Source organism: Arthrobacter sp. YC-RL1, from assembly GCF_001454985.1.
GTDB classification, from domain to species: domain Bacteria; phylum Actinomycetota; class Actinomycetes; order Actinomycetales; family Micrococcaceae; genus Glutamicibacter; species Glutamicibacter soli.
This window is the reverse complement of the sequence record NZ_CP013297.1, coordinates 579579-591672: the sequence shown is the minus strand read 5'-3', so window position 1 is coordinate 591672 and position 12094 is coordinate 579579. Positions and strand designations below refer to the sequence as shown.

Below are 12094 nucleotides of genomic sequence, written 5' to 3'. Positions count from 1 at the left end.
GCTAGATTCCCTGCGGCAGCAGCGGGTAGACCAGGTAGACCATCAGCAACGCGATGGCGTTATTGATGACATGCAGCATGTAGGAGTAGGCCATTGATTTCCCGGACAGGATATAGGCCACCGACATCATCACGCCCAGCATGATGTAGGGAAGGATCTCGGTCCAATTCCCGATGCCGGAACCGACGAAGTGGATGCTGGCGAAAGCCACCACGGAAATGACCGCGCAGACCCAGACATTGAGCTTGCGCGAGAGCTTGCCGATCAGCAGATGCCTGAACAGGTATTCCTCCACGAACGGACCGAACAGCGCCGTCACCACCAGCATGACCGGCAGCGGCACCGCGTTGGACATCTCTTCGAGCATCGCCTGGTTCTCGCTCGTGGCCATCTGTCCTACGAACAGCGATACGATCGCGGTGGAGAAGATGGTGATGATCCAGCCTCCGGGCAGCATCAGCCACTTGGCCCACGGGTAGTACCGCATGGTCTTGAACGAGTCGAAGAACTGCGGCCCGCACTGGATCATCGCCAGCACGAAGAATGACACGTAGAGGATCAGGTTGATGCCGAAGAGCGCCTGCTGCTCGGTTTCGAAGGCACCGATGTAGCCGGGGATCAGCCCGATCAGGCTCGCCCCGCCGAGCACGAAGAACACGATGTAGGCCAGCACGGTGAACAGATCGCCGCGGGTGAACCGCCCTGCGTCGAATACACGCTGTCTGCGTCGGGGAACAACAGGATAGTTCGGGTAGTCAGGCAGCTGGTGCATGTTTCCTAGCCTATCCGCCCCTGCTGTGGATCCGCCGTGTTCGAGCAGGCCGCCGTGATCCCGATAGGCCGCGGATGGCACATCCGAGCCATCAGGAATCCACGCAGGCACGTGCGAATGAGATCGTGCCCACCGAAGAGTTCCGAAGAATCAGGACCCTGCAATTAATCGTTTCCACCCACAATCCCGAGCCCGAGTCCCGCACTGGATGTGGCAAGCCAGAAAATACCCTTGGCGCGTCATTTGGCTAGAATCTAAGAAGCCTGCGTTGCAGGAGAGATCACTGTTATCGAGGTCCATGAAAACCAGCTCCTCCCGTTTCGAGGTTTCGGTGCTTCTTGGCACCCAAACACTCTTCAATATCGGTTTCTACGCAGTAGTTCCCTTTCTCGCGGTAGTTCTGGCCAAGGACTTCTTGCTTGCCTCTGCCGCGGTAGGGCTGATTCTCGGTATCAGGACCTTTGCCCAGCAAGGCCTCTTTTTAGCCGGCGGCAGCCTCGCGGACCGCTTCGGCGCCCGGATCATGATTTTGATTGGCTGCGCGGTGCGCGCTTCGGGCTTCCTCATGTTGGCGGCTTCCCTCTGGGGTAGCAGCCCAATACTCTGGCTGTTCATCCTGGGGACCTTGTGCACCGGATTCGGCGGGGCACTTTTCTCCCCGGGTCTGAATATTCTGGTGGCGAATGCCCAGAAGGCACTCGATCAGCAGCGGGCCGCCGAAGCCAAAGGCGCTACGCACTTTGCCTGGTTGAGCATCACCGGCGAAATAGGCGCCGTCACCGGACCGCTGGTCGGTGCCGCTCTGTGGGGATGGGGTTTTTCGACGGTTGCCGGTTTTGGATCTGCCTTTTTTGTCGCCATCGGCATCTTCCTTGCCGTGGCCCTGCGCAAGCCGGCAACCACCGACGTCCCGAACCAATCCGCCAATTATGTCCCCGTGCCGCCTCCTCGCAGCGGAAGCCTGCGGCAGTGCCTCAAGGACCGGAGGTTCCTGGCATTCTGCGGACTGCACGCGGCAGACCTTCTGGCTTACAATCAGCTCTACCTCGCCATCCCGCTCGAGCTCGAACGGCTGAATCATCCGGCCCAGTGGCTGGGGGTGCTCTTCGCGTGGATTTCCATCCTGACCTTGGCCCTCCAGCTTCCAGTTTCATGGGTTGCCGCTCGCATCGGCGCCGAGGCCACCTTGCGCTGCGGATATTTGCTCAGCGCCTTGGGATTCGGCGTGCTCGCATTTGTTCCAGCCTCGGCCTTCGAACCAGACGCGGGGTTGCTGCGGATTCTCTGTGCCATCACCTTGCTGACGTTGGGGCATATGAGCGTGCATCCGACAGCGCTCTCGCTGGTTCCCCAATTTGCCGGCGAACGGCCGACCGGTTCCTACTTCGGATTGCTCGCCAGCTGCGGAGGTCTGGCGGTGCTGCTGGGAAATGTCCTCATCGGATGGTTGGCGACCCAGGCGGGCCAGCTGGTAGTGCCAGGCTTCCTGCCGTGGATGGTGCTGATCCTGCCTTTGCTGCTGGCTTCCTGGCGGGCCGCCGGCATTGCCCGCGGCGTGGGCACAGCGCCAGACAGGACGTGAACTGCAGCACACTCGGTCAACGGTGTACAGAACTTCCAAATTCCATAGCAACTCCCCCCTACTCAATGTGATTTTTGAGCGAACCCGTGATGGAAGCATGTTTTCCCAGGAGCCTCGCTCGCGGTCACACCGCCAAATATTCCAGGCGATTAGGATACGCTTACCAAGGCTCTATTGCATTAGAAGCTAATTCATCACGTAATGCCGAAGGACTTCCATGAACCTTGGACGACTGAGCGCAACCGCAGTATTTGCGGCTACTGCCCTCGCCTTGACTGCCTGCAGCGCTTCCACCCCGAGCCCTACTTCGGCACCGTCTGTGGACCGAGAGGCCCGCGCGGTGGTAGCTAATTTCCGGGCCCCGGTTTCGAACTGGGCCTTGGAAAGCGATGACGCCTATGTGCTTTCCATCGCCGGCTGCTTGGAGACCTTGGTCAAGTACGACTCCACCACGCAAAATATCGAGCCGATGCTCGCCGAGTCATGGAAGCAGTCCTCGGACACCGCCTGGGATTTCACCCTGCGTCAGAACGTCAAGTTCCAAGATGGCACCGCCCTGGACGCCAAGGCCGCTGCCGCTTCGCTGAACCACGTGCTCAAGGCGACCGCTCCGGCCCGTGCCGTCAATCCCAAGACCATCTCCAAGGTGAGTGCAGTTGACGCCGACACCCTGCGCGTCACCACCCCTGCCGCCGATCCGCTGCTGCCCTACCGCATGGCCAGTGTGAACGCCGGCATTCTGGCGCCTGCGGCCTACGGTGCCGACGGCATCGACCCCTTCGGCCACTGCACCGGCCCGTTCATCCCGGTCTCCGAAAAGGCCGGGCAGTCCCTGAGCCTGGACCGCAACGAGAACTACTGGGGCGGTGACGTCCAGCTCGCCGGCGGCGAAATCCGCTACATCACCGAAGGTCCTACCCGCGCCACCCAGGTGCAGACCGGCGAGGCAGACATCTCCATGTCCATCCCCGCCACCAGCCTGGCCACCCTCGAAGCCGACAACTCGGTGAAGGTGCTCAAGGCCGATTCCCCGCGCACCGCAACCCTCTACCTGAACAACTCGCGGGCGCCTTTCGACAACTTGAAGCTGCGCCAGGCCGCCACCATGGCGCTGGATCTGCCGGCCATCGCCGCCAGCGTCTACGAAGGCGCCGCGCAGCCAGCCACCGGCCCCTTTGCTCCGAGCGAGAGCTGGGCCAACCCGGACCTGCAGGTTCCGCAGGTGAATCTCGAAGAGGCCAAGAAGCTGGTGGCCGACTCCGGCTACCAGCAGGACAAGCCGCTGGAAATCATCGCCATCACCGAGCGCGCGGAGTTCGCAGCGGTGGGCGCCATCATCCAGGAGCAGTTCAAGCAGATTGGCCTGCAGGCAAATGTTGTCACGAAATCCTACGGCTCGGTGGAGCCCGAGGTGCTGGCAGGCAACTACGACATGATCCTCAGCCAGCGCAACCGCATGATCGACATTGCCGATCCCATCGGCTTCCTGCAGTCCGACTACACCTGCGACGGCGGCTACAACCTGAGCCACTACTGCAACAAGGACTTCGACGCACTGATCGAGAAGGCGCTGCCGGAAACCGACCAGGCCACGCGCCATGATCTCTACCGCCAGGCAGGCGACGTCCTGGCCGCGGACGCAGCCAATGTCTGGCTGGTCAACGAGCAGGCCATCGACGCGCTCGGCAGCACCGTTCAGGGGTACGTCCAGGACCCGCTGACCCGATACGTGCTGACCAAGGACCTGGCGAAGACCAAGTAAATTGGTGCACTTCGCCACCGCGCTGCGCCGGGTCCTCGGGCTCGGCGCAGCCGTCCTGCTTTCATCCTTCGCGGTCTTTTTGGTTCCCTTCGTCTCCCCCGGGGATCCGGTGCGATCCATGTTGCGCGCCCGCATGGACGTCGGCGCCATGGACGAGGCCACCGTGCAGGCCTATGCCGAGCAGTTCGGGCTCTACGACCCGCTGTTGCTGCAATTCGGCCGCTGGCTCGGCCGCTTCTTCCGCGGAGACATGGGAATCTCCTATATCAGCGGCACTCCGGTCGCCGACCTGGTGCTGCCCGCCATCGGCGTTACCCTCTCGCTGGCCGGAACCGCCTTGCTGGTGGCGGTGCTGGTCTCCATCATGCTGGGAGTTGTCGCCGCGGTGCGGGCCGAAGGATGGCCGGATCGGGTGATCACCTCGGCCACCCATGCCCTGATCGCCATCCCGGAATACGCGTTGGCGCCGTTGCTGGTGCTGCTCTTCGCCGTGCGCCTGTCCTGGCTGCCTTCGGCGGGCTTCGACTCCCCCGCCTCCATGGTGCTGCCGGTGCTGGTCCTCTCGCTGCGCCCCATCAGCTTCTTCACCATCGCCGTGCGCTCGGGCATCCTGCAGGCGCTGGACTCCGAACATGTGCTGGCTGCCCGCGCCCGCGGGTTGGGCGCCACCCGCACCCTGGTTCGCCATGTCATCCCGCACGGGCTGCTGCCGCTGTGGACCATGGTGGGTGTGTGGTTCGCCGGCCTGCTGGGCGGCTCGGTCATCGTCGAGGTCATTTTCGCCATCCCGGGCATGGGCCGGCTGATCTTCGACGCCATTGTCGACGCGGACATCCCGGTAGCCCAAGGCGGGGTGGTGGTAGCGGTGGCCTGCGCGGTGCTGGCTACCGGCATCATCGACCTCCTGCACCGCCGGTCAGATCCAAGGGTACGGATAGGAGCCAGCCGTGGCTAGGAAAATGCAGCGTTCGATCTTCGTCAGCTGGCCGGCGGCCATCTTGCTGCTGGTGCTGCTCATGACCCTGCTGGCTCCGTGGATTTCCCCCTACGACCCGGATGCCCAGTCCCTGGCGGACAGGTTGCAGCAGCCCAGCTGGGCGCACGTGCTGGGCACCGACGCCCTGGGCCGCGACACCTTCAGCCGCGTCCTGCACGGCGGACGCTTCTCCTTGTCGGTAGCGTTCATCACCACGCTGTTTTCGCTGCTGGTGGGCACCGTTCTCGGCCTGCTCAGCGCGCTGCGCGGAGGCTGGCTGGATGAACTGTTCCTGCGCGCCAACGACCTGCTGTTGGCGCTGCCGGAGATCGTGATTGCGCTGCTGATCATCGCCGTGATGGGGCCGGGATTTTCCACCATGGTGCTTTCCGTGGGAGTGGTGGCATGGACGCCTACCGCCCGCCTGGTGCGTTCCATGGCGGCCCAGGCCCTGTCGACCCACCATGTCGAGGCTTCCAGGCATGCTGGCGCCTCGCGCTGGTTCGTTCTCCGCCACCATGTTCTGCCCTATCTGGCGGGTCCGGTACTGGCCCAGACGGCCCTGCGTTTCGGCCTGTTGCTGGTGCTGCTGGGTTCGCTGTCCTACCTGGGCATCGGTGTCCAGCCCCCGCAGTCGGATTGGGGCTCCATGCTGGCCGAGGCGCAGCCGCACGCGTTGCGTGCTCCCTGGGGCCTGGTCGCTCCCGGCGCCGCGATCTTCCTGGTGAGCTTCTGCGTCACCCTGTTGGGCAACCGCATCACCCGTGCGCTGAACGGGCAGGACGTGCTGGCCACCGAGACCGAGGCGGAAGCCAATGACTGAATCGCTTGAATTCATCGATCTGTCGGTGCGCAGCAGCGGGAAAACCCTGCTCACCGCCATGTCCGGGGCTATCCGCTCCGGCGAGCTGGTAGCCGTGGTGGGCCGTTCCGGGTCTGGAAAGACGTTGCTGACCAAGGCAATTATCGGGTTGCTCCCGCCGCAGCTGCAGGCCGAGGGACAGATACTGCTGGATGGCGAACGCATCGACCAGCTGGAAGGAAAGGCCATGGATACGGTGCGCGGGCGGCGCATCGGCATGCTCTTCCAACAGCCCAAGCGGGTGCTGAATCCGCGCATGAGCATTCGCTCCCACCTCTTGGAAGCACTGGGAGTCTTCGGCCCGGGCAAGGCCAAGAAACACGAGGCAAAAGTCCAGTCCCTGTTGGAAGAGGTCGGGCTCTCTCCCGCCGCCGATATCGCCGGCAAGCGCCCGGACCAGCTCTCGGGCGGAATGGCGCAGCGGGCCATGCTTGCCATCGCCCTGGCAGCCGACCCGGAATTCATCCTCGCCGACGAACCGACCTCCTCGCTGGACTCCATTCTGAAAGCGGAAACGCTGCAGCTGCTGCGCAGCAAGCAGCTTGAACGCGGCCTAGGCGTCCTATTGATCACCCACGACATTGCCAGCATCCAGCACATCGCCGACCGCGTGCTGGTGGTCAGCGATGGGGCGATTGTCGACCATTGCCTGACATCCCAGCTTTTCGCCAAGGACAGCCACGCCAAGCGGCGTGAATTGATCGAGGCCGTGTTGCCGGCCGCGCACGCGCCAAGGGAATTTGCCGCCGGTTCCCTGCTTCAAGTTGTGGGCGCGGGAAAGAATTACACACGCAAGGCCAAGGGGCCCGCCGCGCTGCAGGCCACCACCGTGAGCTTGCATGGTGGCGAAGTCCTGGGCGTCGTCGGGCGTTCGGGCTCGGGGAAGAGCACTTTCGCCAGATTGCTCGCAGGCTTGGAAAAACCCACGGAAGGGCAGATCCTGAGCCCCGAACGCGACGGGAAATCTGCCGCCGTCCAGCTGATCGCTCAGGAGCCCTTCTCTTCCTTTGATCCGAGGCTGCCGTTGCGTACGAGCTTGCTTGCTGCCGTGCACCGGCTGCCTGCCGACCAAGCCTCGGCGGAGATAGATGCGGCGCTGGACCAGGTGGGGCTGCAGGTCGAACTACTGGATCGAAAACCAGGCCAGTGCTCCGGCGGCCAGCTGCAACGCGCGGCCATCGCCCGGGCATTGCTGGCCAAGCCGCAGGTGCTTGTCTGCGATGAATCGACATCGGCGTTGGATTCGGTAGCGCAGCGCCATATTCTCGATCTCTTGCTGGGGCTGCGCACCCGCCTGGGTCTGTCCTTGGTAGTGATCTCCCATGACATGGGCGTAATCCGCTACGTCAGCGACAATGTCGCGGTGTTCTACGAGGGGCGGCTGGTGGAACACCGACGGCTCGACGATTTCCTGTCCAGCCCGAAGCACCACCACAGCAAGGACCTGGTGGCCGCACTGGACATTCCCGCCCCGGTGAAAGCCGTGCTGAACTAGGTCTTTCCACCGCCGGCAGGCTCCCAGCCTCGGCTCGCGCTGAGCGCCCTCACCCTGAATGCCCTGGTGAAGCCCGTCGTCACAGACGGCAAAGGGCCTTGGAAGATCCACACAGGTGTGAAATATTCCAAGGCCCCATGAGGCCGCCTGGGCTATGGCCGGTTTACTTCGGGTCGAAGCCCTCGCGGGTTGCGGCCTTCACGGATGGCTCAAGCATCTTGTAGCTGGCGCCGGCGATGATGGCGCCGATGAGCGGCGCCACGATGAACAGCCAGACCTGGCCCAGCGCCTCGCCGCCGGCGAACCAGGCGACGCCCAGCGAGCGGGCCGGGTTGACCGAGGTGTTGGTGATCGGGATGGCGACCAGGTGGATCAGGGTCAGCGACAGGCCGATGGCCAGCGGGGCGAAGCCCTTCGGAGCACGGCGGTCGGTGGATCCCAGGATCACGTACAGGAAGATGGCGGTCAGCACGATCTCGGCCACCAGCGCGGCCAGCATGGAGTATCCGTCCGGTGAACGGTCGCCGTAGCCGTTGCTGGCGAAACCTGATTCGACGGCGTCGAAGCCGTCCTTGCCGCTGGCGATCCAGTACAGCACCGCGCCGGCGGCCGAAGCCGCGACGATCTGGGTGATGATGTAGGTCGGGACGTCCTTCCATGCGGTGCGGCCCGCGACGGCGGTACCCATGGTGACGGCCGGGTTGAAGTGGCCGCCCGAGATGTGGCCCACGGCGTACGCCATGATCAGCACGGTCAAGCCGAAGGCCAGGGCAACACCCAGGAAGCCGATGCCCATATTGACCGTTTCATCGGAAATCACCTTGGCTGCGAAAATCGCCGAGCCGCAGCCGCCGAAGACGAGAACGAAGGTCCCCAGGAATTCGGCAGCAATCTTGGCGCCGGTTGTCGGCGCGGACGTATCTGACATGTCTTGTTCCATTCCTCAAAAGATGAAGCGAGTTCCACGACAGCGTGAGCCGTGCCCTAAGGCTACTGGGAGATCTCTCTATTGAAAAGATTTCCGACATTCATTCTCAAGAAAGATTTGTTGCCTGTCATGACATGGGAATTATTTGCCGACGTATTCGAAGTGCCATGCTTCGGCGTACGGATTTCGGCCTCCGTTGGACCGGAATTCTTCCAGATTTTTCCGGTGGATCCAGTTGTACTTCTTCGAATTGGCCTTCAGCCACTTGTAGTACTTGCCCTTGAACGAGTAGTTGTAGGTCTCCGGGACGTCGATGGCCAATCCCCAGCCGTGGTTCGAGGTCCCCGGCTTGGCCGCGATGTAGGAGCCGAGCTCCTGGTAGAGGAATTTCTGCGTGTCCAGGGTGCGGTAGGCCAGATCGATGTCCAGGTTCTTCCCGAACTTCTTCTTGAAGGCCGAATTCAGCCGCCCCAGATCCGCGGCGGCCGGGGCGGCGATGAGGGTTTTTTCCTTGTCCCAGCTCAGGGCCACCAGCATCGACTCGGGCAGCTTCCCGTTGGCCTGCTTTTGCACCTTGCTGCGGGTGATCTTGCTCGTGTTGCTGGTTTTGGCGCTGGTGCTGCGTTTCAGCGCCGAAGCCTGCATCCAGCCGTCCGCTCCCTGGGTGCGCACGTAGTACCAGCCGGAGACCGGGCCGGCCTTCTTTTCCCATGCGGCGTCCCGGTAGACGATCGAATTCTTCGGGATGTCGCCGATGCGCTTCTTGCCGTTGACCGAAGCATGCAGGTCTGCGCCGGAAGACTTGGTGAAGTAGCGGTCCGACAGGCCAGCGCGGTTGGTGGTGTACGGGCCTGCGTCAATGGCGCAGCCCTTGGAGCAGGTGGTGACGTAGGCGCCGGAGACCCATCCGGTTTTGCCCTGGGTGGAAATCTTGTACCAGCCGTTGGCGGTCTTGGAGCTTGCGTAGGCCGGTTGCCCCTTGCTGAGCTTGCCGACGACCGCATGCCCGGTTCCCGCGCCCTTGCGGATGTTCATCGTGGATTTCGGGGTGACCCACAGCTTCACGCGCTTCGCACTGCTCGTCGTTCCGCCGGTGGCGGCGGTTTTGGTGACCTTGACGTATTTATTCGAGATCCACCCGGTCTTCTTGTCGTACGTGACCTGGTACCAGCCGTTGGAGGCTTGGGACTTGACCGCTACTGTCTTGTTCTTCGGGATGGTCAGGATCACGCGGGAGGCGGTGCTGGAACCGGAGCGCATGTTCAGGTTGCTGGTGGTCTTGATCTGGGTCACCCGCTTGGCGGCGGCCGCCTGCAGTGTTCCGGGTGCCGCGGCAGGCGCGGCAGCCGGGAGCGGCTGCGCCGCGCTGGCCGGCACCAAACCGCCCAGGGCCAGCGAACCGGCCAGCAGCACGCCGGCGGTTGACACAGCGAATCGTCGAGATGATCTGAAATCTGTTTTCACGGCAGTGGAATCTTCCAAGAGGCGCGGGCTTGACTGGTGTCCTGCGCAAAGCCGTTCCCGGTGCGAGCGAGATTGCCGATTCGACGCCTGACATAGTTAATCATGCTACGTCCAGGCCGAATCCGGGGCATCGTCAGCGGGGTTTGCGATCGAAGAGCAGCGCTCCGAGGATTCCTGCCAGCACGCCCAGCAGGTTCCCCGCGGCGCGTTCCCACAGCACGTCCGCGTTGACGCTCGGGTCGGCGAGCTCCAGCATCAGCATTATCAGCGGGGTGAAGAAGCTCAGCGCCAGCCCGTAGTTGCGCGTCATGTAGCCCTCGGCGGGGAACATCAGCGCGATGATCACCACGCCCAGGGCCAGCTCCGGCAGCTGCAGATAGTAGATGCCCAGCAGGACAACCAGCCCCGCCACGGTGCCTGCCACGCGGTGCACACCCCTGCGCAGCCTTCCGCGGGCGTTGCCGGCCGCCAGCGGCACCACCGCTCCGGCCATGACCCATTGCAGGTGCTCCAGTTGCAGGCCGATGGCCAAGGTGCCGGCCAGCAGCACCACGCTGGCGTAGCAGGCCGAGCGGCGCAGCGCGTCGGGCCAGCCGATCGGCTCGTGTCCGGGAAATCCCCGGGCCGCGGCACCGAAGCGGGCGGTCTGCCCCAGAACGATGCAGAACAGCGCGGTGAGCACAAATGCAGCCAGCCCCGCCGTGGACGGCGATTGCCCCACCGGGAGGCTGGCCAGCGCCCCGAAGGCGAAGACCGGGAAAAACGAGCCGCCGGGCTTCAGGCCGTAGCGGTCGGTGGTCAGCGAGCTGGCGCAGGCCCAGAAGATGCCCCCGGCGACCAATGCCCAGCCGTCCGGCCCCCACGGCGCGATGACGATGCCTGAAATTCCGGCGCATAGCATCATGGTTCCAGCCAGGACCTGGTCCTTGAGGCGCTGCAGCCGGTGCGGGCTGCGTCCGTACATCCCGACCACCGAACCGAAGACCGCGTAGACCATGAGGTCCACGTGCCCCAGGAGCATCAGTGCCGCACCGGGGATCGCCAGCCCGAAGCCCACGCGCAGGGCGGGGCGGATCTCGGGGCTGTGGGAGAGCACCAGGCGCTGCCACGCCGCGGCGGCCAGCGCCGGGGTTGGGATTCGGGATGTCGGGGCGCTGGCCGGCTCGGTTGGCGCATTCTGGAAGTTGGCCATGATCGCTCCTCTGGTTCGCGCAGCTTCCTGCGGAAAGGAACGGTTCTGCCTTTTCAGAGTTGCATCGAGAGTTTGATCATGTCCAAGTATTATTTTTGATGGTTCAATCGGAAAAACATATCAAGCCAAGTCAAAATCGTTTGTGACGGACGGATATACGTCGCCCGTCGCAGAGAGTAATGCGCGTAATAAGAGCGGCAGCGGCTGGTGCTCGGGGATGACCAAGCTGATCTGGCTGGTGATCCGCGGACTGACAAGGGGCGTTTGGACCACGCCGGGCAACTCGCCCAGGGGCGCGAGCCACTGCTTCGGGACCACGCTCGCCCAGCGGCCGGTGGCCACCTGCGCCAGCAGCGTGATCATCGAGTCGCACTCGATGCGCGGCTCGGCGCTGCGCCCATGGGAGGCCAGCACCTCGTCCAGCAACTGGCGGCCGCGCATGGAGGAATCCAGCAGGCACAGCGGCAGCGAGAGCACCTCGTCCACGGCGGTCGGCTCCCCCGCACTGGCGAACATGCCCTCCTTGGTGAGCAGCACGTGCTCCTCGCGGTACAGCGGCAGCGCGAGCAGTCCGCCGAGTTCCGCCGGGTCCGCATAGACCAGCCCCGCATCGAGTTCGAAGCTGCGGATCTGGGCAATGATCTCGGTGGAGCGCAGGCTGCCTTGGACATGGACCCGGGCCTTCGGGTTGGCGCGGGCGAAGGCGTCACAGAGCTGGGCCACCGTGGAGGACGCGGCGGGCACCACACCCAGGCGCAGCGTGCCGGTCAGTCCGGACTGCAGCGCCGCCACCTCCTGGGTCAGCGCATCGCGGTCCGCCAGCAGGCGTTGGGCCCAGCGCAGCACCGTCTCGCCTTCCGGGGTCAGCCCCTGGAACGCGTGGCCGCGTCGCACCAGCGGCACCCCGAGACCGGTTTCAAGTTTCCTGATGGATTCGGAGAGCGCCGGCTGGGAAATATTGCATTCCTCGGCGGCCCGCGCGAAATGCTGTTCCCTGGCCAGCGCCACGAAGTATTCCAACTGCCTTAACATCACCTGTCCATTGCACCACGCGCCGCGGG

At 63.9% G+C, this 12094-nt stretch carries 10 protein-coding genes; 5 read left to right on the top strand and 5 right to left on the bottom strand.

Features of this window, described 5'->3' with window-relative positions:
* Position 1 precedes the first annotated feature (1 nt).
* Positions 2–772, bottom strand: a complete 771-nt coding sequence (locus ATC04_RS02685; protein WP_047120245.1) for a type II CAAX endopeptidase family protein — start codon at positions 770–772, stop codon at positions 2–4.
* A gap of 298 nt (positions 773–1070) precedes the next feature.
* Between ATC04_RS02685 and ATC04_RS02680 the strand changes: the two genes are divergently transcribed.
* The 5 genes from ATC04_RS02680 to ATC04_RS02660 all read left to right on the top strand — a co-directional run bounded on the left by ATC04_RS02680 (position 1071) and on the right by ATC04_RS02660 (position 7449).
* On the top strand, positions 1071–2354 hold the full coding sequence (locus ATC04_RS02680; protein WP_047120246.1) for an MFS transporter: 1284 nt from the start codon (positions 1071–1073) through the stop codon (positions 2352–2354).
* A 340-nt stretch (positions 2355–2694) separates the two neighbouring features.
* On the top strand, positions 2695–4116 hold the full coding sequence (locus ATC04_RS02675; protein WP_231735890.1) for an ABC transporter substrate-binding protein: 1422 nt from the start codon (positions 2695–2697) through the stop codon (positions 4114–4116).
* A gap of 4 nt (positions 4117–4120) precedes the next feature.
* Positions 4121–5071 carry an ABC transporter permease gene (locus ATC04_RS02670; protein ID WP_231736047.1) on the top strand — a complete coding sequence of 317 codons (951 nt, stop codon included), beginning with the start codon at positions 4121–4123 and terminating at the stop codon, positions 5069–5071.
* Positions 5064–5915: an ABC transporter permease gene (locus tag ATC04_RS02665; protein WP_231735889.1), complete on the top strand. Its 852-nt coding sequence runs from the start codon at positions 5064–5066 to the stop codon at positions 5913–5915. The genes ATC04_RS02670 and ATC04_RS02665 overlap by 8 nt, the downstream gene beginning before the upstream one ends.
* Complete coding sequence (locus ATC04_RS02660; protein ID WP_047120250.1) at positions 5908–7449, top strand: ATP-binding cassette domain-containing protein; 1542 nt, start codon at positions 5908–5910, stop codon at positions 7447–7449. Before ATC04_RS02665 ends, ATC04_RS02660 begins: the two co-directional genes overlap by 8 nt.
* 163 nt (positions 7450–7612) lie before the next feature.
* Here the strand turns inward: ATC04_RS02660 and aqpZ are convergent, their stop codons facing one another.
* From aqpZ to ATC04_RS02640, 4 genes are all read right to left on the bottom strand, one after another.
* Positions 7613–8377, bottom strand: a complete 765-nt coding sequence (gene aqpZ, locus ATC04_RS02655) for an aquaporin Z (RefSeq protein ID WP_047120251.1) — start codon at positions 8375–8377, stop codon at positions 7613–7615.
* Between the two features lie 141 nt (positions 8378–8518).
* The gene (locus ATC04_RS02650) at positions 8519–9805 is read right to left on the bottom strand and encodes an SH3 domain-containing protein (RefSeq protein WP_052772513.1); all 1287 of its coding nucleotides are present in this window, start codon (positions 9803–9805) and stop codon (positions 8519–8521) included.
* Positions 9806–9974: 169 nt separating this feature from the next.
* A complete protein-coding gene (locus ATC04_RS02645; RefSeq protein ID WP_052772514.1) occupies positions 9975–11033 on the bottom strand; it encodes an FUSC family protein in 1059 nt (352 codons plus the stop codon).
* A gap of 120 nt (positions 11034–11153) precedes the next feature.
* Complete coding sequence (locus tag ATC04_RS02640; protein ID WP_047120252.1) at positions 11154–12065, bottom strand: LysR family transcriptional regulator; 912 nt, start codon at positions 12063–12065, stop codon at positions 11154–11156.
* Positions 12066–12094: the final 29 nt, after the last annotated feature.

What these genes read in the sequence shown, in the direction of transcription:
- aqpZ (WP_047120251.1), bottom strand. Translation starts at nt 8,377, where the DNA reads ATGTCAGATACGTCCGCGCCGACAACCGGCGCCAAGATTGCTGCCGAA.
- ATC04_RS02680 (WP_047120246.1), top strand. Translation starts at nt 1,071, where the DNA reads ATGAAAACCAGCTCCTCCCGTTTCGAGGTTTCGGTGCTTCTTGGCACC.
- ATC04_RS02645 (WP_052772514.1), bottom strand. Translation starts at nt 11,033, where the DNA reads ATGGCCAACTTCCAGAATGCGCCAACCGAGCCGGCCAGCGCCCCGACA.
- ATC04_RS02640 (WP_047120252.1), bottom strand. Translation starts at nt 12,065, where the DNA reads ATGTTAAGGCAGTTGGAATACTTCGTGGCGCTGGCCAGGGAACAGCAT.
- ATC04_RS02685 (WP_047120245.1), bottom strand. Translation starts at nt 772, where the DNA reads ATGCACCAGCTGCCTGACTACCCGAACTATCCTGTTGTTCCCCGACGC.
- ATC04_RS02660 (WP_047120250.1), top strand. Translation starts at nt 5,908, where the DNA reads ATGACTGAATCGCTTGAATTCATCGATCTGTCGGTGCGCAGCAGCGGG.